Below are 21,786 nucleotides of genomic sequence, written 5' to 3'. Positions count from 1 at the left end.
GAGCCACCATGACACCACGTGGCCTCGGTCACCGAGCGGCGACGATGGTTGTTGAAATTTTAAGTAGTGCTACTCTCGGGGACGTGACCGAGAGTCTGGACAGCGCGCGGATGGCCGGCTGGCGCGCGTACATCGAGGCCAGCCAGCGGCTGTTCACCCAGCTGGAGGACGACCTGCGCGCCGACAGCGGGCTGAGCTTCGCCGACTACCACGTGCTGGTCCTGCTCTCCGAGGCGCCGGGGCAACGGCTGCGGATGGGCGAGCTGGCCGACCGGCTGGTCTTCTCGCCCAGCCGGCTGACGTACCAGGTCTCCTCCATGCAGCGGCGCGGCCTGGTGGCCCGGGAGTCCTGCCCGGCCGACCGCCGCGGCAGCGAGGCGGTGCTCACCGCCGCCGGGCTGCTCGCCCTGCGTGAGGCCGCGCCGGGGCACCTCGCCTCGGTGCGCCGGCACCTGATGGACGACCTCGACGACGTCGAGGTGGCCACCCTGACCCGGGTCTTCGCACGGCTCGGCCGGCGCCTGCGCGCCGACCGCGACGCGTCGTCCACCCACAGCGACTAAGGAGTTCGCGATGCCCGCCATCACCGTCGACGACGTCCTCGTCCTGCCGCGCCTGCCCCGGCTCGACGAGACCACCGCCTACCGCCCGGTGCGCCGCCTGGTCACCGCCCCCAGCGGGTACGAGGGCGAGGGCTTCCCGGTCCGCCGCGCCTTCGCCGGGGTGCCGACGACCGAGCTGGACCCGTTCATCCACCTGGACCAGATGGGCGAGGTGGACTACGCCCCGGGCGAGCCGAAGGGCACCTCCTGGCACCCGCACCGCGGCTTCGAGACGGTCACCTACATGATCGACGGGATCATGGACCACCAGGACTCGCAGGGCGGTGGCGGCACCATCACCAACGGCGACACCCAGTGGATGACGGCCGGCAGCGGCCTGCTGCACATCGAGGCGCCGCCGGAGCACCTGGTGATGAGCGGCGGCCTCTTCCACGGCCTCCAGCTCTGGGTCAACCTGCCCCGGGTGGCGAAGATGAAGCCCCCGCGCTACCAGGACATCCGGGGCCGGGAGGCGGCGCTGCTCACCACGCCGGACGGCGGGGCGCTGATCCGGGTGATCGCCGGTGAGGTCGCCGGGCACCAGGGGCCGGGCTCGACCCACACCCCGATCACCATCGCGCACCTGACGGTGCAGCCCGGCGCCGAGCTGAGCCTGCCCTGGCGGTCGGACTTCAACGCGCTGGTCTACGTGCTGGGCGGCCGGGGCACGGTCGGCACCGATCGGCGGCCGGTGCACACCGGCCAGCTGGCGGTGCACGGCCCGGGCGACGCGCTGCGGGTCACCGCCGACGAGCGGCAGGAGTCGCGCACCCCGGCGCTGGACCTCTACATCATGGGCGGCCGGCCCATCCGGGAGCCGGTGGCGCACTACGGGCCGTTCGTGATGAACACCCGGGCCGAGCTGATCCAGGCCTTCGAGGACTTCCAGGCCGGCAAGCTCGGGGTGGTCCCCGCCGAGCGGCTGCCGCACACCGGCGGCCAGGGCGAGCGGCCCTGACCCGATGACGGGCGCCCCGGGCACCCCGGTCCGCCGGGGTGCCCGGGCCCGGGCGCGGGCCGCGCCTCAGGAGACGGCGAAGATCCCGGCGACCCCGAGGATCACCATCAGCAACACCGCCAGGATCGCGCCCCGTTCACTCTCCACCGCCTGCGGCGAGTACTCGGTCACGGAGTTCGTGGTCTCGGCGGGCATGCTGCGGCCTCCTCGGTGTTCGTCGTCGTCAGGGGTGTGGCAGGTCACCACCGGGGGGCACGACCGGGTCGTCCGGCGTGCGGGTCCCCGGCGGGGGACCTACGGTGAGGACGTTGTCGACCTCGGGGGGCTGGAGCATGGCGATCGAGGACTGGTTCCTGACCGCTGCCGAACGCGCCAACCCGGTCTCGGAATTACCCGTCTGGACGACGGGAAACCTCGCCGAGCCGTTGATTCACGGAGCGGCGTACTTCGACCGGCTGGTCACCGAGGTGGAGGCGCTGGGCCCGGGTGACCATCTGTTCTTCACCGACTGGCGGGGCGACCCGGACGAGCGGATGCGCCCGGACGGCCCGACGGTGGTGCAGCTCTTCGCCCGGGCCGCCCAGCGCGGGGTGGTGGTCAAGGGCCTGCTCTGGCGCTCCCACCTCGACGCCCTCGCCTACAGCGAGGAGGAGAACCGCAGCCTCAGCGAGGCGATCTGCGCGGCCGGCGGCGAGGTCCTGCTCGACCAGCGGGTCCGCCGGGGCGGCTCGCACCACCAGAAGCTGGTGGTGCTGCGGCATCCGGACGCGCCGGAGCGGGACGTCGCCTTCGCCGGCGGGATCGACCTGTGCCACAGCCGGCGCGACGACGCCGACCACGGTGGCGACCCGCAGGCCGTGCAGATGTCGCCGAAGTACGGCCCCCACCCGCCCTGGCACGACGTGCAGCTCGCGGTGCGCGGGCCGGCGGTCGGCGCGCTGGACACCACGTTCCGGGAGCGCTGGACGGACCCGATGCCGCTGGACTCGGAGAACCCGATGGCGTACCTGCGCGACCGGTTGCGCGGCTCCGACCTCAGCCCCGACCCGCTGCCGGCGCAGCCACCGGACCCGCCGCCCTGCGGGCCGCACCAGATCCAGGTGCTGCGCACCTACCCCGCCGTACGCCCCCGCTACTCCTTCGCCCCGGACGGCGAGCGCACGGTGGCCCGGGGCTACACCAAGGCGGTACGCCGGGCCCGCCGGCTGATCTACCTGGAGGACCAGTACCTCTGGTCGACCGAGGTGGCCGAGCTGTTCGCCGGGGCGCTGGGCGACAACCCGGACCTGCACCTGGTGGCGGTGGTCCCCCGGTACCCGGACGTGGACGGCCGGCTGGCGCTGCCGCCGAACACGGTGGGCCGGGAACAGGCGCTGTCGCTGTGCGGGCGGGCCGCCCCGGACCGGGTGCACGTCTTCGACGTGGAGAACCCGCAGGGCCAGCCGGTCTACGTGCACGCGAAGGTCTGCGTGGTCGACGACGTCTGGGCGAGCGTGGGCAGCGACAACTTCAACCGGCGCTCCTGGACGCACGACAGCGAGCTGTCCTGCGCGGTGCTGGACGACACCCGCGATCCGCGCCCGCCCACCGACCCGGCCGGCCGGGGTGACGGGGCACGGGTCTTCGCCCGGGAGCTGCGGCTGCGGCTGTGGCGCGAACACCTGGACCGCGACCCGGACGGCACGCAGGACGACGACCTGCTCGACCCGGCCTCGGCGGTGCGGGCGATCACGGCGTCGGCGGACGCCCTCCAGCGCTGGTACGACTCGGGCTGCCGGGGCCCCCGGCCCCCGGGCCGGCTGCGTCCGCACCGCCCGGAGCGGCTGCCGTGGCTGACCCGGCTCTGGGCCCTGCCGGCGTACCGGCTGGTCTACGACCCGGACGGCAGGCCACTGCGGGACCGGCGCGCCGGCACCTGGTGACCCGGCGCGGCGTCGGCGTGCGCCGGCGTCTCGACCGGGTACCGGGTCAGGCCGCCGGGGTAGGCGAACGAGGTGCGGGGGGCGTAGAAACCCCAGGGGATCAGCAGCGGGTTCTCCGGGCGCAGCACGTAGGTCGGGTGGTCGGGGGCGAGGAACTCCACCGATTCGACCTCGAACGGGGAGACCGGCTCGGAGATGAACGGGTAGACCCCGCTGATCAGTTCGCCGTCGCGCATCGTCAGGTAGCGGTGGTGTCCCCGGCGCACCTCGTGGCCGGTGGCCCCGACCCGGGCCCGGGCGCGGATCACCGGCACCCCGTCGGCCACCGTCTCGGCGACGAGCACGTCGCCCTGCACGTCGATCCTGGTGCGGCCGAGCACGGCGGGGGCGCCCCGGGCCGCGGCGTACCCGCGCACCCGGGGGCTGGAGGCGATGTAGTGGGTCCACCAGCCGCCCGGGGTCACGCCGTCGGGGGCGTCCGTGCCGACCAGGGACACGCCGAGGTAGGTCAGGGAGTAGGCGCCGAAGCCGGAGGTCTGCGCGGCGTCGTCGACCACGTACTGGTTCATGAAGACCTGCCGGTCCGCCCGGGGGCGCAGGCCCGGGGGCACGAGCGCGGCGACGCCGTCCGGGTCCGCCGGCAGCCAGCTGAAGTGCAGCGTACGGCTGTCGACCACGAGCTGCGGATCGGCGGGATCGAGCACGGTGCCTCCGTACCTGGGGGATTACACCGCGACGCTACGGCCAGTCCCGTCGGCGGGACAACGACGGAAAGCCGACAGTCCGCGCCGTATGTCGCATGGCCGATTGACCGGTCGGTCAGCCCGCACGGCTGTCCGGAGGGGCGGGCGGGGTGGCTGTTCGGACAACAGCCGGACCCGGGACCCGGTAAGGGTGATCACTAAGGGTCGGCCTTTTGTCCGTTCCATGATGTTTAAGGACCGCGAATCCCTTAAGTACATCGTACTTTCGGCTAGATTTGATCGGGACCATCGGGCTAAGGTGAGTCCCGAACGGACCATCTGAAGCTAAACCGAAGCGTCACGTCTTTATTTCCGCGGACGAGGTGCAGGGAGGACCACCCATGACCGCGCCAGCGACCACCGAACAGACGGCGACAACGCCGACCACCACCGAGAAGCTGGACCCGCGGGCGCTCACCGACAGCGCCGCGGACCTGCTCAACGCCATGGCCGCGCTGCCGGCCAACCACCCGTCCCGCGCCGCCATGCGGGACCGGGCGATCGAGGCCTGGCTGCCCCTGGCCAACCACCTCGCCCACCGCTACAGCGGGCGGGGCGAGCCCACCGACGACCTGGCCCAGACCGCCGCCGTCGGCCTCATCAAGGCGATCGACAAGTTCGACCCGTCCCGCGGCGTCGACTTCGCCGGCTACGCCATCCCGACCATCATCGGCGAGCTGAAGCGGCACTTCCGGGACCGCACCTGGGACATCCGGGTCCCCCGCCGGCTCCAGGAGCTGCGGCTGGCCATCTCGGACGCCAACAGCTCGCTGTTGCAGACCCTCGGCCGCTCGCCGACGGTCGCGGACATCGCCGCCCACCTCAAGCTCACCGAGGAAGAGGTCCTGGAGGGCCTGGAAGGCGCCCGCGCGTACAACGCGGTCTCGCTGTCCACCCCGACCGGCGACGGCGACCGGGCGACCGAGCTGGGCGACATGCTCGGCGGCGAGGACAACGAGTTCGAGCTGGCCGAGCTGCGGGTCGCCCTCGGCCCGGCGCTCGCCACCCTCGACGAGCGCGAGCAGAAGATCCTCACCCTGCGCTTCTACGGCAACCTGACCCAGTCGCAGATCGCCGAGCAGATCGGCGTCTCGCAGATGCACGTCTCGCGGCTGCTGGCCCGGGCGTTGACCAAGCTGCGGGGTCAGCTCGACGGCACGTACTAGAGGACGCAGAGGGCGGCCGGGTCGGCGGGCCCGGTCGCCGTCACGTCCTCGCAGGCCCGGTCGGCGGTTCGCCGGCCGGGCCGCCGCCGTTCCCGGGTCAGCGCAGCACCAGCAGGTCCATCCGGTCCACCACCGGGGCGTCCGGGGTACGCGCCGCCGCCCGCCGCAACCGCTCCAGCCCGCGCGCGAAGGCGTCGTCGTCGAGCAGCAGCAGCGGGGTGTGCGCCTCCCGGCGCAGCCCGGCCGCAGCCTCGGCCAGGCGGGCCGCGCTCACCTGCGACACCCGCTCCAGGCTCGCCGTCGGGAAGCCGGCCGCCGCGAACGCCGCGCGGACCTGGGTCACCGACGGGTAGCTGTCCAGCACCCGGGCCGCCTCGGGGAACCACCGGAACAGGCTGATCCCGTCGCCGCGCCCGGCGAAGACCGAACGGATGAGCACCGGCGCGCCGGGACGCAGCACCCGGCGCAGCCCCTCGGCCACCGCGGGCAGGTCCGGCAGGTGGTGGATCACCGTGGAGAGCCACGCCCCGTCCAGGCTGCCCGGCGCGAACGGCAGGGCCTCGGCCCGACCGGCCACCACCCCCGGACACACCGCCCGCGCCCGCATGGCCGCCGACGGCTCGACGGCCACCACCTGCGCGCCGTACCAGTCGCCGAAGGCGACCGACCAGGTGCCGGTGCCGGCGCCGAGGTCGAGCAGCCGCAGGTCGGGGCGGGGTCGCAGGTGCCGGCCGACCGCCGCCCGCCACCGCGCGATGTCGCCCTCGTCCAGGTGCCGGGTCGCGGCGAAGGCCGCCGCCGCCCGCTCGTCGTACGCGATGCGCGCCATGGGTACACCCCACGCGATCGGCCGACCAGCGTCAATGTGATCCCACCGACAGACAGGTGACCGCCGGTTCGCGCAGCGTGACGGCCCCGGACGCGTCGTCCGGGGCCGTCACCGCCCGGTCAGTGCCCGGCCGGCTCCCGCCACATCGGATAGAACGGGGTGCCGTCCGGCAGCCGGAACGGCTCACCGCCCCGGTAGCCGTGCCGGGCGTACAGGTCGCGGCTGCTCTCGCTGCTCGCCTCCAGGTACGCCGGCACGCCCTCGGCGTCGAGCACCGCGTGGTGGTGCCGCAGCAGCGCCGTGCCGATCCCCTGCCCCTGCCGCTGCGGCGCCACCGCGAGGAACGCCAGGTGGTGGTGGTCGTCGTGCGGGTGGCTGGCCGCGAAGAGGTCGTCGAGGTGGCGGAACCGGTCGGTCCACTCGCCGCAGGCCCCGGCCAGCCGCGCGTCGTAGTCGGCCGGTTCGGGACCCGGCTCACCCACCTGCGGCAGCCAGACGGCCACCCCGGAGCGGTCCGTGGTGCCGTAGACCAGGCCGTGGCGCATCGCGTGGTCCACCATGATCTCGAAGTGGTCGGCGAGCACCGCCTCGCGCCGCTCGGCGTCCGGCACCAGCCACCGGGTCGCCGCCAGCACCAGGAACGAGTTGGCGATCCGCTCGGCGACCGCCCGGGTCTGCGCCGCGCCGAGCCGCTCGACGGCCGGGGCGCTCACCGGCCCACCCCCGCCCGGACCGGGGCCGGCTGACCGGGGGCCGGCAGCACGGCCGCCGCCGCGCTCTCCGCGCCGAGGCCGATGCGGGCGTACACCTCGGGTCGGCTGCTGCGCAGCACGACGCCCCACAGCACGCCGAGCAGCGCGGCGACCGGGTAGACCGCCGGCACGGCCCAGCGCAGCGGGGAGTCCGGCGCGACCCCGAGCAGGGTGGCGAAGTTGGCCACCGCCACCACGATGACCGCGACCAGCGCGACGGACGCCAGGCCGGGCGCGACCGCGCGCCGCCACAGGTTCTCCGGCGCGGCGGTACGGGCGAAGAAGGCGATCACGGCGACGCTGGTGGTGGCGATCAGCAGCAACACCCCGAAGCCGCCACCCGCGCCCGCCCAGTAGAAGAGCTGGAGCACCGGGTCCCAGCCGTTCACCGCGTAGAGCACGATCACCAGCAGCCCGAGCGCGCTCTGCGCCAGCGACGCGACCCGGGGCGAGCCGGTGCGCGGCGAGGTCTGCCCGAACGCGGCCGGCAGCACCCGCTCCCGGCCGAGGGCGAACGCGTACCGGGCCGTGGTGTTGTGGAACGAGATCATCGCGGCCAGCACCGAGGTCATGAAGAGCGCCTGGCCGATGGTGACGACGGTGTCGCCGAAGTGCGCGGCGGCCAGGTTGAAGATGAGCGCGACGCTCTGCTCGCCGGCCTGCTGCGACACGTTCTCCGGGCCGGTGGCGACGGTCATCGTCCAGGACGACAGCGCGTAGAGGCCCGCGATGATCACGACGGAGAGGTACGTCGCCATCGGCACGGTCCGCTTCGGGTCCTTGCTCTCCTCGCTGAAGACGACCGCGGACTCGAAGCCGACGAAGCCGGTCATGGCGAGCACGAGCAGCGCCCCCGCCCCCGGCGCCACCAGGTTGGCCGGCGACAGCGCGTCGAGGCTGACCGAGCCGCCGGCCGGGTGGGTGAGCTGGCCCAGGTCGAACACGACGATCACCACGATCTCGGCGATCAGCAGCACCGCCAGCACCAGGCCGTTGACGTCGACCCGGAGCAGGCCGAGCAGGCCGACCAGCGCCCAGGCCACCAGGGCGACCAGGGCCCAGTGCGGCTCGACGCCGAACAGCGTGCCGAAGACCGGGGCCGCCGCCGCGCCGATCGCGCCGTACAGGCCCACCTGGAGGGCGTTGTAGGCGATCAGGGCGACCCAGGCCGCGCCGACTCCGGCCGGTCGGCCGAGTCCTCGGGAGACGTAGGCGTAGAAGGCGCCGGCGTTCTCGACCCGCCGGGCCATCGCGACGTAGCCGACGGAGAAGAGCGCCAGGACGGCGGCCACCGCCAGGAAGGCCAGTGGCATCCCGGTGACGCCGGTGACGGCGTACCCGGTGGTGACCACGCCGGCGACCACGGTCAGCGGCGCGGCGGCGGAGAGGACGAAGAAGATGACCGAGGGGACGCCGAGCCGGCCGCTGGCCAGGGCGTCGGAGACGTTGCTGGGTCGGGCCGGTCCACTTGTCGGGGGCATGGGGGCTGCTCCGGTTCGATGGGGGAAGAGGGGTCGCGGGTGGTGGCGGGGATCAGGGGATGCCGCGCAGCACGGCCGCGCCCACGGCCGCCTCGGTGTGCGCCACCAGCTCCCGCAGCGGGGGTGGCAGCGCGGGGACGAGCACGCCGAGGCGGTGATGGGCACGGGGACCGGCGCTCCACAGCACTTCGCGGGAGAGCCCGGCGGCGGAGACCAGCCCGAGCAGGACGGCGTCCGGAACGGCGGGTGGCTCCGGCCGTTCGAGCAGGGCGCGCAGCCGGGTGGCCGGCCAGGCGACCGCGTTGAGGTCGATCGGGACGTAGCTGACGGTGGTGCGCAGCAACCGCCGGCTCTCCTGGCGGCGCAGCACGCCGGCCCGGGCCAGCCGCTCCCCCACACTCGTCGTCGACGACCGCGCCAGGAAGGCCAGCCAGGTCCGGATCTCCTGGTGCTGGGGCTCCCCGATCAACTGGTCGAGCACGGTGTGCGACAGCGCGTCGGCCGGTGGCCGCCGGTCGAGGACGGTGACCAGGCCGTTGGCCACGGTCACGTGTCCGAAGAGGACGAGCTCACCGAGGAGTGCGCCGGCGAGCCCCAGCCCGGTCGCGGTGGGGTGCAGTTTCGCCTTGCCCCGACTGTCGTTGTGGGCGATGAGGAAGAACTCGTCGGCGATGAGCAACGAGCCTCCAACGCGGTAAGTCCACAAGTGATCGACGCCGGGTGACAGGATGCCCGCACCCCTGCGCCATTGCAACTCCCGGATTCGACGGTTGCACTCCGTGTACGGGCGACCTGCGGATCTTGCCGTGACAGACTCGGAGGGTGACCGCCAGCCCCACCGTGCGCCGCCGTCGTATCGCCCGGGAACTGCGCCAGCTACGCGAGCGCGCCGGCATGACCCTCGACGTGGCGGCCCGCCAGCTCGACATGTCCAAGAGCAACCTCTCCCGCATCGAGAACGCCCAGATCGGCATCAAGCCCCGTGACGTGCGGGCCGCGCTCGCCCTCTACGAGGTGACCGGCGCGGACGCGGAGGCGCTGATCGAGATCGCCCGGGGCGCGCAGCAGCGCGGCTGGTGGCAGACCTACAGCGACGTGCTGCCGGAGTGGTTCGAGTTCTACGTCGGGCTGGAGGCCGAGGCCGCCCGGCTGCGGACGTACGAGGCGGAGGCGGTGCCCGGGCTGTTGCAGACCGAGGCGTACGCCCGCGAGGTCTACCGGCGCACCGCCGGGGAGGAGGGCCTGGAGCGCAAGGTGGCCGCCCGGCTGCGCCGGCAGGAGGTGCTGCGCCGCGAGCCGCCGGTCGAGCTGTCGGTGGTGCTGAACGAGGCGGTGCTGCGCCGGCCGGTGGGCGGACGGGCGGTGATGGCGGAACAGCTGGCGCACATGGCCCAGGTCGCCCGATCACCCAACGTAACCATCCACGTACTTCCCTTCTCGGCCGGCGGGCACCCGGCGATGAGCGCGCCGTACGTCATCCTCAACTTCGCCGACGCCGCCGACGCATCCGTTGTCTACCTGGACAATCTCACGATGGGGCTGGCTCTGGAGGAGGCCGCGCACGTCCGCGGGTATAGCCTGGTGCACGACGAGCTGTGCCGTCTGGCACTGCCTCCAGCGGCCTCCGCGGCCTGCCTGGAGGAGGCATCTCGTCACTTTGCGTGACCGCATCGCGGCGCGCTCACCGGGAGAACGTGAGGTACGGGGATGACCATGCTCGACCTGTCCGGTGCGCGGTGGCGCACGAGCACCCGCAGTATCGGCAACGGCAACTGCGTCGAGGTGGCCGCCGTCGACGGTCGGGTCGCCGTACGCGACAGCAAGGACCGGCCGGGGCCGGTGCTGCTCTTCCCGGCCCCGGCGTGGGCCGCCTTCGTCACCGGGATCGACGTGGTGCGCCCCGGCTGACCGCCGGGGTGCCACAGTGGGCACCGTGCTCCGCGACGTCTCCCTCGAACTGCCGGTCAGCCCGGTGCTCCCGACGCTGGTCTCGGCCCTGGCCGCCGACGGCTGCGCCGTCCTGGTGGCGCCTCCGGGCACCGGTAAGACCACGCTGGCCCCGCTCGCGGTGGCCGACCGGGTCGACGGGCGGGTGGTGATCGCCCAGCCCCGCCGGGTGGCCGCCCGCGCGGCGGCCCGCCGGATGGCGGACCTGCTCGGCGAGCGGGTCGGCGGCCGGGTCGGGTACGCCGTGCGCGGCGACCGGCGGGTCGGCCCGGACACCCGGGTCGAGGTGGTCACCACCGGGTTGCTGGTCCGCCGTCTGCACCACGACCCGGAGCTGCCCGGGGTGGGCGCGGTGCTGCTCGACGAGGTCCACGAGCGACAGCTCGACGCCGACCTGGCGCTGGCCTTCGCGGTGGAGGCCCGCGCCACGCTCCGCCCCGACCTGTGGCTGCTGGCGATGTCGGCGACGCCGGAGGCGGACCGGTTCGCCGCGCTGCTCGGCGGGGACCGGCCGGCCCCGGTGGTGCGGGCCGAGGCGGCGCTGCACCCGGTGACCCGGGTCTGGGCGCCCCCGCCCCGGCCGGTCGCGCCGCCCGGCGCCGGCCGGGTCGACCCGGTCCTGCTCGACCACGTCGCGGCGACCGTCCGCCGGGCGCTCGACGAGCGGGACGGGGACCTGCTGGTCTTCCTGCCGGGGGCGGGCGAGATCAGCGCGGTGGCCCGCCGGTTGGCCGGGCTGGCCGACCGGGTGGCCGTGCTGCCGCTGCACGGGCGGCTGCCCGGCGCCGCGCAGGACGCCGCGCTGCGGCCGGGACCGCGCCGCCGGGTGGTGCTGGCCACGGCGGTGGCGGAGAGCAGCCTGACCGTGCCCGGTGTCCGGGTGGTGGTGGACGCCGGGCTGAGCCGGGTGGCCCGTACCGACCTGTCGCGTGGGCTCGGCGCGCTGGTCACCGTGCCGGTCTCCCGGGCGGCGGCCACCCAGCGGGCCGGCCGGGCCGGCCGGGAGGCCCCGGGCGCGGTCTACCGGTGCTGGTCCGCCGGCGTCCACGAGCGGCTGGCCGCGCAGCCGGAGCCGGAGATCGCCACCGCCGACCTGACCGGCTTCGCCCTGGAACTGGCCGCCTGGGGCAGCCCGGACGGCGTCGGGCTGGCCCTGCCCGACCCGCCGCCACCGGCGGCGCTGACCGTGGCCCGGGAGACCCTGACCACCCTCGGCGCGGTCGACGCCGACGGCCGGATCACTCCGCGCGGCCGGGCGATCGCCGCCGCCGGCGCGCACCCCCGGCTGGCCCGTGCCCTGCTCGACGGCGCGCCACGGGTCGGCGCGGACCGGGCCGCCGCGCTGGTCGCGCTGCTGGCCGAGGAGGGACTGACCGGCCGGGGCGACGACCTGACCGCCGCCTGGCGGCGGCTGCGCGGCGGGGTCGACCCGCAGGCCACCGCCCGCTGGCGGGCCGAGACCCGCCGGCTGCGCGCCGCCCTGCCCACCCCGCCCCCCACCACCGTTCCCGCGACGCGGCCTGCGGCGCGAACACATCCAGATCTTGGCGAGTTGCCGTCCGTGGCGAACGCCAAGTCGCCAAGATCTGCGGAGCGCACCCCCGCGAGCGGCGCGGAGCGCCCTCGCAGCGACGCCGGGGTCGGTGCGGGAGCGGGGGTCCCGGACGATCTGGCCGCGGGGCTGCTGGTCGGCCTGGCGTACCCCGAACGGCTCGCCCGGGTCCGCCGGGCCGGCGGGACGTCGTACCTGATGGCGGGTGGGACCGAGGCGGAGCTGGCGGCGGGGACGGCGCTGGCGGGCGTCGACTGGCTGGCCGTGGCGGTGGCCGACCGCTCCCCCGGCGCGCCGGCCGCGCGGATCCGGCTCGCCGCGGCCGTCGACGAGCCCACCGCCCGGGAGGCGGGCGGCCCGTTGCTGCGCGAGGAGCGGGAGGTCCGCTGGGCCGACGGCGACGTGGTGGCCCGGGAGGTCGTCCGGCTCGGCGCGATCGAGCTGGTCAGCCGCCCGTTGACCCGGCCGGGGCCGGAGCTGCTGGCCGCCGCGCTGCGCGACGGGTTGCGCCGGGAGGGGCTGGCGCTGCTGGACTGGACGCCGTCGGCGCGGGCGCTGCGGCAGCGACTGGCGTTCTGCCACCACGCGCTCGGCGGGGACTGGCCCGACGTCGGCGACGCCGCGCTGCTCGCCGCCGCCGACGACTGGCTCGGCCCGGAGCTGGCCGCCGCCCGCCGCCGGGCCGACCTGGCGCGCGTCGACGTGACGGCGGCGCTGCGCCGGCTGCTGCCGTGGCGGGAGGCGGCCCGGCTGGACGAGCTGGCCCCGGAGCGCATCGAGGTGCCCAGCGGCTCGCGGATCCGGGTGGACTACGCCGACCCGGCCGCGCCGGTGCTGGCGGTGAAGCTCCAGGAGACCTTCGGCTGGCGGGACGCGCCGAGGATCGCCGACGGCCGGGTGCCGGTGCTGCTGCACCTGCTCTCGCCGGCCGGTCGCCCGGTGGCGGTCACCGCCGACCTGGCCTCGTTCTGGTCCGGCGGGTACCGGCAGGTGCGGGCCGAGCTGCGCGGCCGCTACCCGCGCCATCCCTGGCCGGAGGACCCGACCACCGCCGCGCCGACCCGGCACGCCACGCCCCGGCGGCGTTGAGCCGGGCTCACTCCTCGACGATGTCGGCGATCAGCACGGTGACGTTGTCCGGGCCGCCGGCCCGCAGCGCCAGGTCGATCAGGCGGCGGGCGCACAGTTCCCGGTCCGGGGTCTCGGCGAGCACCTCGGCCAGGGTGTCCGGGCGGACGACGTTGGAGAGCCCGTCGCTGCACAGCAGCCAGCGGTCGCCGGCCCAGGGCACCATCGTCGCGTACGACGGGGAGACCTCCTCGCCCTGCAACGCCTGGGTGACCACGGCCCGCCGGGGGTGGCTGGCCGCCTCCTCGGGGCTGATCAGTCCCTGGTCGACGAGCATCTGCACGAAGGTGTCGTCCCGGGTGATCTGCTTGAGCGTGCCCTCCCGGAACAGGTAGGCCCGGGAGTCCCCCACGTGCGCCAGGGCCAGGCAGCTGCCGGTCCGGGCGAAGAGCAGGGCGGTCAGTGTGGTGCCCATGCCCTGCCGTTCCGGATCCTCGGCGACCGCCTGGCGGATCCGCTCGGTGGCCAGCTCGATGCCACTCTGCAACGCGGCCACCAGGGCGTCCTCGGGGGTCTCGACGTCCAGGGGAGCGATCGCGTCCATGGCGATCCGGCTGGCCAGGTCACCGGCCGCCATCCCGCCCATGCCGTCGGCGACGGCGACGAGCCAGGAACCGGCGTGCAGGGCGTCCTGGTTTCCGCTGCGGATCAGCCCACGGTCGCTCGTCCCGACGGAACGAAGCTTCAGGGTCATGGGAGGCAGCCTGCCAGGCGAAGGCCGGTGTTGTCTCTAGGAGATCAGGAGGACGGGGCGTGGCGCGGTGAATCTCACTGTCGTTCGCGTTCCGGCGGCGCACCGGCGACGGGCGGCCCAACTCATCCAGTCGAATCGATTGACAGCGGCGAGACACGCTGGAAACATCTGGCTGATATTGGGAGCGCTCCCAGCGGGTGCCGCCCGCCCCCACCGCTCCTCCGTCCCCGGAAAGGAATCCCCGTGATCCTGATCCGACGCCGCCGGCGCCTCGCGCTGCTGGCAGCGACCACTCTCGCGCTCTCCGCCGCAGGCGCCGGCGTGGCGTACGCCGAGGTGCCACCGGACGCACCCGAACAGATCAGCAACGGCGACTTCAGCGAGGGCCTCGCCCCCTGGTTCACCTACGGCACCGGCGCCGCCGACGTCTCCGACGGCCGGCTCTGCGCCACCGTGCCCGGCGGCCTGGCCAACCCGTGGGACGCCGGCATCGGCCACGACGGGGTCAAGCTCAACGCCGGCGCGGAGTACGTGCTGGGCTTCGACATCTCCGCCACCCCCGGCATGACGGTCAAGGCCATCCTCCAGCTCGGCAGCGCCCCCTACACCACGTACGCGTCGGTGCCCGCCACCGCCGGGCCACAGACCGTCCGGGTCGAGCAGACCGTCGTCGTGCCGGACGACAACCCCAACGCCCAGCTCGTCTTCCAGGTCGGTGGGGCCGCCGCCGAGCAGCGGCTCTGCCTGGACAACGTGTCGCTGCGCGGCGGCGAGGCCGCCCCGCCGTACGTGCCGGACACCGGGCCGCGGGTCCGGGTCAACCAGGTCGGCTACCTGCCCGGCGGCCCGAAGAACGCCACCGTGGTGACCGAGGCGACCGACCCGCTGCGCTGGGAGCTGCGCTCCGCCGCCGGGGCCGTGGTGGCCAGCGGCGAGAGCACCCCGCGCGGGGTGGACGAGGCGTCCGGGCAGAACGTGCAGACCATCGACTTCTCCGCCGTGAAGACCCCCGGCGCCGGCTACACGCTGGTCGCCGACGGCGAGACCAGCCACCCGTTCGACATCTCCGGCGACCTCTACGACCGGCTGCGCGCCGACTCGATGCAGTTCTTCTACGCCCAGCGCAGCGGCATCGCCATCGACGGCGACCTGATCGGCGAGGAGTACGCCCGCCCGGCCGGACACCTCGGCGTGGCCCCCAACCAGGGTGACACCGAGGTGCCCTGCGTCCCCGGCACCTGCGACTACTCCCTCGACGTGCGCGGCGGCTGGTACGACGCCGGCGACCACGGCAAGTACGTGGTCAACGGCGGTATCGCCGCGTACCAGCTGCTGAGCACGTTCGAGCGGACGAAGACCGCGGAGACCGCCGGCGGCGGCGCGGAACTGGGCGACTCCACCCTGCGGCTGCCCGAGCGGGGCAACAGCGTCCCCGACGTGCTCGACGAGGCCCGCTGGGAGATCGAGTTCCTGCTGCGCATGCAGGTGCCGGCCGGCGAGCCGCTCGCCGGGATGGCCCACCACAAGATCCACGACAAGGCGTGGACCGGGCTGCCGCTCGCGCCCGAGGCCGACCCGCAGCCGCGCGAGCTGCACCCGCCGTCGACCGCGGCCACCCTCAACCTGGCCGCCGTCGCCGCGCAGTGCGCCCGCCTGTTCGCCCCGTACGACGCCGCCTTCGCGGCCCGCTGCGGCACCGCCGCGAAGACCGCCTACGCGGCGGCGAAGGCCCACCCCGCGGTGTACGCCCCGAGCGGCGGCGTCGGCGGCGGCCCGTACGACGACACCGACGTCAGCGACGAGTTCTACTGGGCTGCCGTCGAGCTGTACCTGACCTACGGCAGCAAGGCGTACCGGGACGACGTGACCGCGTCGAAGCACCACACCGGCGACGTCTTCGCCGCCGGCGGCGCGTTCGGCTGGCAGGCCGTCGGCGCACTCGGCCGGCTGGAGCTCGCCACCGTGCCCAACGGGCTGCCGGCCGCCGAGAAGGCCCGCATCCGCGCCTCGGTGACCGAGGCCGCCGACACGTACCTGGCGGCGCTGAACGCCCAGGCGTACGGGCTGCCGTTCCCCGCGAACGGCTACGTCTGGGGCAGCAACAGCAACGTCGTGAACAACGCGATCGTGCTGGCCACCGCGTTCGACCTGAGCCGGGACGCGAAGTACCGCGACGGGGCGGTGCAGGCGGCGGACTATCTGTTCGGCCGCAACGCGCTGAACATGTCGTACGTGACGGGCTGGGGCGAGCAGCACGCCCGCAACCAGCACAGCCGGATCTTCGGCCACCAGCTCGACCCGTCCATGCCGAACCCGCCGGCCGGCTCGCTGGCCGGTGGTCCGAACGCCGACCTGCAGGACCCGTACGCCGCCCAGCTGCTCAAGGGTTGCAAGCCGATGTTCTGCTACGTCGACGACATCAACTCGTACGCGACCAACGAGGTGGCGATCAACTGGAACTCGGCGCTGGCCTGGCTGGCCTCGTTCCTGGCCGACCAGGGTGACGCCAAGGCCGTGCCGGCGCAGAGCTGCGCCGTCGCGTACCAGGTCCACGGTGTCTGGCCGGACGGCTCCAACACCCAGGTCACCATCCGCAACACCGGCACGACGCCGGTCAACGGCTGGACGCTGCGGTACGCCTACACCGGCGACCAGAAGGTCACCCAGGGCTGGTCGGCCCAGGTGAGCCAGAGCGGGGCCACGGTCACCGCGAAGAACCTGTCCTGGAACGCGAAGATCGCGCCCGGCGGCAGCGTGACCTTCGGGCTGCTCGCCAAGCCCGGCGCGCTGGCCAACCCGGCGCCGAACCTGATCACCGTCAACGGTGCCTCCTGCGCCCTGTCCTGACCGCTGCGGCGCGTCGCCGTCGGCCAGCACGACCAGGGGCCGCCCCGGAATCCGGGGCGGCCCTGCGCCGTACGGTGACCGGCCGTCAGCTCCCGGCGGCCGGTCTCGCGGTCAGCGGCACCAGGCGAACAGCTCCGGGCTGCTGGTGTGCAGCTTCACCACCTGCCCGAGCGACAGGTACGACCCGGCCGGCAGCTCGGCGAAGATCGGCCCGTTCACCGGGTCTGCCAGCGTCGAGTAGTCGACCTTCCGCTGCGCGGCGGCCTGGAGCAGGCCGAGGCTGTCGAGGGTGCCGAGTCCGGCCTGGACGCAGGACCCGCCCGCGTTGGCCGGGGCCGCCTGCGCGGGGGCGGCGACGGCGAGCCCGGCGGCGACGGCGGCGGTGACGCCCGCGAGGGCGATGGACTTCCTCATGGTGTTCCCCTTTCCGATCAGGACACAGGTCTTCCTGATCAGGTCTTCGTCTCCGACTCCGTCGCCGGATGCACTCTGCGTCCCGCGACCTCGCCCGGCTCAGTCACGAGCCCGAGCGCGGCCGAGTCCCGCACCCGAACCCGAACCAGTCCCGAGCCCGAGCGGCCGGCTCAGTCCCGCGCTCTCGCCCAGGTGAGGAAGCGTTCGGTCAGCTCCGCCGGAGGTACCTCTCCGCCGAGCTGGGCGAGCTGCGCGGCCGCCTCGCTCATCACCGTCGCCAGGTAGACCAGCAGCCCGGCCCGGTCGTGGCGGTACTGCACCAGCAGCGACAATCGGGCCGGCTGGCAGGGCCATACCGCGCCGCAGGCCCGGCAGCGCCACAACGGACGCATCGGCTCGTGCGGCCGGGGCGGGCGGCTCACCGCTCGCCCGGGTGCCGCCAGCCGCCGGCCCACCAGCGCTGCGCGGGGGTCAGGTTGCCGGTACGCCCCGGACCCATGGTGGGAAAGAGCCGTGTGGGCGCGTTCTCCCACGACGGGCGGGGCCTCGGCACCGGGATGGACTCCCGGGGTGTCGGCAGCGGGGTGGACTGGTGGCGGCTGCGCCAGAACCGGAAGCGCACGGGGATGCTCCTCACGTCGTGGATGGACCGGGCCGCCCCGGCGTCGTCGGCGGGGCGGCCCGACGGTCCCGCCGACGGTTCGGGCCACGGCGGCGGTTCCGTTACCGGAAGCCTTCCGCGCGTCGCGGGACGGCCACACTGCGTATCGGTAGCGTGCACAGACGTTCCGGACGTCCTTCGTGGAGGCTGGCGTGAACGACGCGTTGCGGGTGGCGATGGCCGAGGTCGGCGCGACCGCCGAGTCCCTCGCCGAACAGGCCGGGGTGGATCCGAAGACCGCCGCCCGGTGGGTGACGCCGGGACGGCTGCCGCATCCCCGGCACCGGGCGGCGGTCGCGAAGGCGCTGGGCCGGCAGGTCGGCGAGCTGTGGCCGGAGGTGGTCCGCCGCCGCGAGCCGGCCTGGTTCCGGCCATGGGCCGACGTCGAGCAGGACGCCACCTCGCTGCGGTCCTTCCAGCCGTCGGTGATCCCCGGCCTGCTCCAGACCCCGGAGTACGCGCACGCGGTGCTCAGCAGCGGCCCGCTCGCCGACGACGAGATCGAGGGGTACGTCGTCGCGCGGCTGGCTCGGCAGGCGGCGGTCCTCGACCGGCCCCGCCCGCCGCTGACCGTCTTCGTCATCGACGAGGCGGCGCTGCGCCGGGGCGAGCCGGAGATCATGCACCCGCAGCTCGACCACCTGGAGGCGATGGCCCGGCGCTCCCACGTGCTGCTGCACGTGGTGCCGCTGCGCGCCGGCTTCCATCCCGGCCAGGCCGGGGCCTTCGTCATCGCCAGCCTCGACGACACCGAGGACGTCGGCTATATCGACGACCAGGCGGCCGGCCGCCTCACCAACGACGTTGCTCCCCTGTGGCGGGTCTGGGACACTGTCAGGTCGGTGGCGCTGCCGCGCGACCAGTCGATCCAGCTCCTGAAGGCGCGAGAATGGCTGAGATGACCGGCGCCCGCTGGCGCACCAGCACCCGCAGCAGCTCCAACGGCGGCGACTGCGTCGAGGTCGCCGACAACCTCCCCGGCGTCGTACTGGTCCGCGACTCCAAGGACCGCGACGGGGGCACGCTCACCTTCACCCCCGACGCGTGGCGCGCGTTCGTCCGTGGGAGCGCCCGGTCGACCCGGTGACCGTGTCAGACGTCGCACGGAGCAGGTAATGGTCAGCAAGGCGGGCTGGGTTCTGGCCATAGCAGGCTTTCTGCTCTGGGCGCTTTCTCCGCTCTTGTGGATGGCTGGGAGCCTTCCTCTGGACACCAGCCTGTTCATCGGCTCGACTGCTCTGCTCCCGTGGCTGATCTACGCCGGGACCAGGAAATCGTGATGTGCGCGGCCTGAGCGCGGTCCGTCGGCGGCCGGGTCGTCACAGGTCAGCGGCGCGGCATGCCGCCGTGCGGGCTGTTGACGATCAGGGGCGCCTCCCTTCGGCCAGGTACCCGTGCCCGGGGTGGTACTCGATGTGCAGGTGAGCAGCCGGTACCCGGCGGCGGATGCCGACAGGTCGACCGCACCGGTCACCGGGTCGAAGAGGATCTCCACGGGTCGATGCTGCCCGGAGTGCACGGGAGTCGCAATCGGCCGGCGGATGGGCCGTCAGACCGGCCGGCGCATGGCGACCCGGTCGGCCGGGTCCAGGCCCAGCGCCGCCTCGGCCGCCAGCACCTGCGCCAGGCCCGGCCCGATCAGGGTCGACGGAAGCGCCAGGAAGCCGCACCGGGCGTAGTAGGGCGCGTTCCACGGCACGCTGCGGAAGGTGGTCAACGTCAGCGCCGGCAGTCCCCGACCGGCGGCCCAACCGGCGACGTGGTCGAGCAGCCGCCGGCCCACTCCCCGGCGGGCGTGCCCGGGGTGGACGCTGAGCTGCTGCACGTGGGCGCAGCCGTCGACGAGGCGGACCACGGCGAAGGCGATCGGCCGGTCGTCGGCGTCCACCGCCACCCAGGCCCGGCCGTCGCGTTGGCAGGCTCCGAGGGTGTCGAGGTCGAGCGGCGGGGCGTCGGCGATGTCGGCCATGCCGATCTCGCGGAACGGCGTGCCGGAGGCCACCTCGATCCGTTGCAGCTCGCCGAGTTCGTCCACCCGCACCGCCCTGATCCGCTCCACGGTCCCGACCTCACCACGACGACCGCCGGACGCCCAGCGGATTTCGTCGCCGGGACACGCGGGCGGGGCGCCCGTGCCACGTTGCGGCTGGTACGGACGCCCCGGTGGTGCGTGTGTCCGATCGGGTCCGGCCGAGGCCGGCGCCGGCCGGCGCTCAGGCGACGGGCAGGCCGCCGACCTGGGTGTTGATCCAGGTGCGGATCGACGGCAGGTCCCCGTAGATGGACGGGCCGGTGGCACAGGTGGAGTTGTTGTTGCCGGCGCGGCTGGTGGCGCCGATCAGGTTCCAGACTCCGTTGATCTTGCGCACCTGCGGGCCGCCCGAGTCGCCGTAGCAGGCGCCGGAGTTGCCGTTGGTGTTGTTGGTGCAGATCTCGTACGGACCGTTGATGCCGAGGCACCGGCTGTCCGAGACGATCGAGGTGTCCAGCTCGTGGGCCACCGTCGGCGCGGAGCCGCAACCCCGCTGCGGGCAGGTCTGCCCCCAGCCGATGATCCGGGTCGCCGTGCCGACGGCGCCGGAGGTGGTCGGGATCGGGGCCGGGGCGTAGCCGACCGAGCTGGCGAGCTGGAGCAGCTTCACGTCGATGGTCGGGTGGTTGACCCCACGGGTCACCCGGACCACCGTGCCACCGCTGGTGCGGTTGATGCTGCCCACCCGCACCGACGTGGGCGTCGGGCAGTGCCGGGCGGTGACCGCCCAGTTCGCCTTGATCAGGGTGCCGGTGCAGCCCGAGGTGTAGACCATCCACGGGTAGTTCTCGGTGGCCGGGCGGCCGCCGACCACCATCGGGCCGACGTCGCCGTCGTCGGACCAGCTGTAGCTGGCCGAGGCCGGCGCCGCCAGGGCGCCGGCGAAGAGCTGGTTGACCCGGGACGCCTCGGCCGCGCTCGGGTACGCGTTCCTGCAGGAGACCGGGGCGCTGCTGCCCGACATCAGGTCGGAGCAGAGCCCGGTGCGCCGGTCGGGCAGGCCGAGGATGTGGCCGATCTCGTGGGTGGCGATCCGGGTGCGGTCGTACCCCATGTTGACGGCCTGCCAGCCCATCCACACCCGGCCGTTGCCCAGGCTCGTCGTCTGGGCGCGCGGCCAGCCGGTGTCGACGTAGATGGTGATGTTGCCCGGCGTGCGGGGGGCGAGCCGGACGTTGGTGACGGAGCTGTTCCAGATGGTGGCGGCCTGGTCGAAGTTGGTGCGGAACTCGCCGGCCCGGCTGGCGTCGTAGTAGACGGTGCGCACCGCGGCGGAGGCCGCCGTGGTCTCGACCGCCATCAGCCCGGTGGCGCTGAGCACCGCCGCGAGCAGGGCTCCGGCGGTACGCGCGAGATGTCCTCGTCGGATCATCCGACCTCCCATCGATAGATGATGATGGATGCTACTCATATCGATGATGATCGGTCCAATAACGCATTCCTCATACCACGACCGACAGCCCGGCCCGGTCGACCGCCCGACCCGGAGGCGGGCCGGTTGCCCGCCCGTAGCAGCATGGCGGCATGACCGACCGGCAGACGATCACCATCCGCCCCGGCGGCCGGGACGACGCCGGCACCGTGCTGCGCCTGCTCGACGACGCCACCGCCTGGCTGGTGGCGCGCGGACGGACCGGCCAGTGGGGCACCGAGCCGGCGTCGACCGATCCCCGCCGGATCGCCCAGGCCGAGGCGTGGAGCACCGGTGGTGGCCTGTACCTGGCCGAGGCCGGTGACGCGACCGTGGGCGCGCTGGTGGTGGGCGGGGCGACCGCGTACGTACCCCCGGCCGACGAGCCGGAGCTGTACGTGAACCTGCTGGTCACCGATCGGGCGTACGCGGGCCACGGGATCGGGGCGCGGCTGCTGGCGTACGCGGCGCAGCTGGCCCGTGAGCGCGGCGTGGGGCTACTGCGGGTGGACTGCTACGGCGGCGACGACCGGGCGCTGGTCCGCTTCTACGAGAGCTGCGGCTTCACCGCCACCGACCCGTTCACCGTCCCCCGGCCGGGCCGCGCGCCGTGGCCGGGGCAGGTGCTGCAACGCCGGCTCACCTGA

Annotated in this window: 24 protein-coding genes and 1 pseudogene; 11 read left to right on the top strand and 14 right to left on the bottom strand. The window is 74.2% G+C overall.

Annotated features, from left to right (window positions below; genetic code table 11):
* Positions 1-83 precede the first annotated feature (83 nt).
* Positions 84-563 carry a MarR family winged helix-turn-helix transcriptional regulator gene (locus GA0070614_RS25575; protein WP_088978343.1) on the top strand — a complete coding sequence of 160 codons (480 nt, stop codon included), beginning with the start codon at positions 84-86 and terminating at the stop codon, positions 561-563.
* A gap of 10 nt (positions 564-573) precedes the next feature.
* Positions 574-1,560, top strand: a complete 987-nt coding sequence (locus GA0070614_RS25570; protein WP_088978342.1) for a pirin family protein — start codon at positions 574-576, stop codon at positions 1,558-1,560.
* A gap of 66 nt (positions 1,561-1,626) precedes the next feature.
* On the opposite strand, the gene GA0070614_RS31475 is transcribed toward GA0070614_RS25570, so the two are convergent.
* Entirely contained in the window at positions 1,627-1,755 is a 129-nt protein-coding gene (locus GA0070614_RS31475; protein WP_269459458.1) for a hypothetical protein, read from the bottom strand.
* A 137-nt stretch (positions 1,756-1,892) separates the two neighbouring features.
* Between GA0070614_RS31475 and GA0070614_RS25565 the strand changes: the two genes are divergently transcribed.
* Entirely contained in the window at positions 1,893-3,482 is a 1,590-nt protein-coding gene (locus GA0070614_RS25565) for a phospholipase D family protein (protein ID WP_088978341.1), read from the top strand.
* Here the strand turns inward: GA0070614_RS25565 and GA0070614_RS25560 are convergent.
* The gene (locus tag GA0070614_RS25560) at positions 3,431-4,186 is read right to left on the bottom strand and encodes an acetoacetate decarboxylase family protein (RefSeq protein WP_088978340.1); all 756 of its coding nucleotides are present in this window, start codon (positions 4,184-4,186) and stop codon (positions 3,431-3,433) included. The two genes, GA0070614_RS25565 and GA0070614_RS25560, sit on opposite strands and share 52 nt — an antisense overlap.
* A 380-nt stretch (positions 4,187-4,566) precedes the next feature.
* Between GA0070614_RS25560 and GA0070614_RS25555 the strand changes: the two genes are divergently transcribed.
* Positions 4,567-5,391, top strand: a complete 825-nt coding sequence (locus tag GA0070614_RS25555) for a SigB/SigF/SigG family RNA polymerase sigma factor (RefSeq protein WP_088978339.1) — start codon at positions 4,567-4,569, stop codon at positions 5,389-5,391.
* 97 nt (positions 5,392-5,488) lie between these two features.
* Here GA0070614_RS25555 and GA0070614_RS25550 read toward each other — a convergent pair whose 3' ends face one another.
* From GA0070614_RS25550 to GA0070614_RS25535, 4 genes are all read right to left on the bottom strand, one after another.
* Positions 5,489-6,220 (bottom strand): class I SAM-dependent methyltransferase, encoded by a 732-nt coding sequence (locus GA0070614_RS25550; protein WP_088978338.1) that lies wholly within the window; start codon positions 6,218-6,220, stop codon positions 5,489-5,491.
* A gap of 119 nt (positions 6,221-6,339) precedes the next feature.
* Positions 6,340-6,933: a GNAT family N-acetyltransferase gene (locus tag GA0070614_RS25545; RefSeq protein WP_088978337.1), complete on the bottom strand. Its 594-nt coding sequence runs from the start codon at positions 6,931-6,933 to the stop codon at positions 6,340-6,342.
* A complete protein-coding gene (locus tag GA0070614_RS25540) occupies positions 6,930-8,453 on the bottom strand; it encodes an APC family permease (protein ID WP_088978336.1) in 1,524 nt (507 codons plus the stop codon). Before GA0070614_RS25540 ends, GA0070614_RS25545 begins: the two co-directional genes overlap by 4 nt.
* Positions 8,454-8,505: 52 nt before the next feature.
* Positions 8,506-9,132 (bottom strand): GOLPH3/VPS74 family protein, encoded by a 627-nt coding sequence (locus GA0070614_RS25535; protein WP_088978335.1) that lies wholly within the window; start codon positions 9,130-9,132, stop codon positions 8,506-8,508.
* 143 nt (positions 9,133-9,275) lie between these two features.
* Between GA0070614_RS25535 and GA0070614_RS25530 the strand changes: the two genes are divergently transcribed.
* Genes GA0070614_RS25530 through GA0070614_RS25520 form a run of 3 tightly spaced genes read left to right on the top strand, consistent with a single transcriptional unit; the run spans position 9,276 to position 13,041 of the window.
* Positions 9,276-10,118, top strand: a complete 843-nt coding sequence (locus GA0070614_RS25530; protein WP_088978334.1) for a helix-turn-helix domain-containing protein — start codon at positions 9,276-9,278, stop codon at positions 10,116-10,118.
* Between the two features lie 42 nt (positions 10,119-10,160).
* Positions 10,161-10,361, top strand: a complete 201-nt coding sequence (locus tag GA0070614_RS25525) for a DUF397 domain-containing protein (RefSeq protein WP_088978333.1) — start codon at positions 10,161-10,163, stop codon at positions 10,359-10,361.
* Positions 10,362-10,386: 25 nt separating this feature from the next.
* Positions 10,387-13,041: an ATP-dependent RNA helicase gene (locus GA0070614_RS25520; RefSeq protein ID WP_088979665.1), complete on the top strand. Its 2,655-nt coding sequence runs from the start codon at positions 10,387-10,389 to the stop codon at positions 13,039-13,041.
* Between the two features lie 7 nt (positions 13,042-13,048).
* On the opposite strand, the gene GA0070614_RS25515 is transcribed toward GA0070614_RS25520, so the two are convergent.
* Positions 13,049-13,774: a PP2C family protein-serine/threonine phosphatase gene (locus tag GA0070614_RS25515; RefSeq protein WP_088978332.1), complete on the bottom strand. Its 726-nt coding sequence runs from the start codon at positions 13,772-13,774 to the stop codon at positions 13,049-13,051.
* Between the two features lie 249 nt (positions 13,775-14,023).
* Here GA0070614_RS25515 and GA0070614_RS25510 point away from each other — a divergent pair, with 249 nt between their 5' ends.
* Entirely contained in the window at positions 14,024-16,621 is a 2,598-nt protein-coding gene (locus GA0070614_RS25510; protein WP_088979664.1) for a glycoside hydrolase family 9 protein, read from the top strand.
* Between the two features lie 111 nt (positions 16,622-16,732).
* Here GA0070614_RS25510 and GA0070614_RS25505 read toward each other — a convergent pair whose 3' ends face one another.
* From GA0070614_RS25505 to GA0070614_RS30345, 3 genes are all read right to left on the bottom strand, one after another.
* Positions 16,733-17,035, bottom strand: a complete 303-nt coding sequence (locus GA0070614_RS25505; protein ID WP_088978331.1) for a hypothetical protein — start codon at positions 17,033-17,035, stop codon at positions 16,733-16,735.
* 170 nt (positions 17,036-17,205) lie between these two features.
* Positions 17,206-17,427 carry a flavin reductase gene (locus tag GA0070614_RS25500; RefSeq protein WP_088978330.1) on the bottom strand — a complete coding sequence of 74 codons (222 nt, stop codon included), beginning with the start codon at positions 17,425-17,427 and terminating at the stop codon, positions 17,206-17,208.
* Between the two features lie 26 nt (positions 17,428-17,453).
* Entirely contained in the window at positions 17,454-17,672 is a 219-nt protein-coding gene (locus tag GA0070614_RS30345) for a hypothetical protein (RefSeq protein ID WP_157745089.1), read from the bottom strand.
* A gap of 200 nt (positions 17,673-17,872) precedes the next feature.
* On the opposite strand from GA0070614_RS30345, the gene GA0070614_RS25495 reads away from it, so the two are divergent.
* Positions 17,873-18,598 carry a Scr1 family TA system antitoxin-like transcriptional regulator gene (locus tag GA0070614_RS25495; protein ID WP_408630785.1) on the top strand — a complete coding sequence of 242 codons (726 nt, stop codon included), beginning with the start codon at positions 17,873-17,875 and terminating at the stop codon, positions 18,596-18,598.
* A complete protein-coding gene (locus tag GA0070614_RS25490) occupies positions 18,595-18,783 on the top strand; it encodes a DUF397 domain-containing protein (protein ID WP_088978328.1) in 189 nt (62 codons plus the stop codon). Before GA0070614_RS25495 ends, GA0070614_RS25490 begins: the two co-directional genes overlap by 4 nt.
* A 168-nt stretch (positions 18,784-18,951) precedes the next feature.
* On the opposite strand, the gene GA0070614_RS30340 is transcribed toward GA0070614_RS25490, so the two are convergent.
* From GA0070614_RS30340 to GA0070614_RS31275, 4 genes and pseudogenes are all read right to left on the bottom strand, one after another.
* The gene (locus GA0070614_RS30340) at positions 18,952-19,191 is read right to left on the bottom strand and encodes a hypothetical protein (protein ID WP_157745088.1); all 240 of its coding nucleotides are present in this window, start codon (positions 19,189-19,191) and stop codon (positions 18,952-18,954) included.
* A 54-nt stretch (positions 19,192-19,245) separates the two neighbouring features.
* Positions 19,246-19,755 carry a GNAT family N-acetyltransferase gene (locus tag GA0070614_RS25485; protein WP_231933388.1) on the bottom strand — a complete coding sequence of 170 codons (510 nt, stop codon included), beginning with the start codon at positions 19,753-19,755 and terminating at the stop codon, positions 19,246-19,248.
* Between the two features lie 154 nt (positions 19,756-19,909).
* The gene (locus GA0070614_RS31280; RefSeq protein ID WP_231933759.1) at positions 19,910-20,602 is read right to left on the bottom strand and encodes a S1 family peptidase; all 693 of its coding nucleotides are present in this window, start codon (positions 20,600-20,602) and stop codon (positions 19,910-19,912) included.
* 18 nt (positions 20,603-20,620) lie between these two features.
* Positions 20,621-21,028 (bottom strand): annotated as a pseudogene (locus tag GA0070614_RS31275) (snapalysin family zinc-dependent metalloprotease); the annotation flags it as partial.
* A gap of 224 nt (positions 21,029-21,252) precedes the next feature.
* On the opposite strand from GA0070614_RS31275, the gene GA0070614_RS25475 reads away from it, so the two are divergent.
* Entirely contained in the window at positions 21,253-21,786 is a 534-nt protein-coding gene (locus GA0070614_RS25475; protein WP_088978326.1) for a GNAT family N-acetyltransferase, read from the top strand.

Origin of the sequence: Micromonospora coxensis (genome assembly GCF_900090295.1) — a bacterium.
In the GTDB taxonomy this organism is placed as follows: domain Bacteria; phylum Actinomycetota; class Actinomycetes; order Mycobacteriales; family Micromonosporaceae; genus Micromonospora; species Micromonospora coxensis.
The sequence above is the reverse complement of the archived record's forward strand: the minus strand, read 5'-3'. Positions and strand labels throughout refer to the sequence as shown.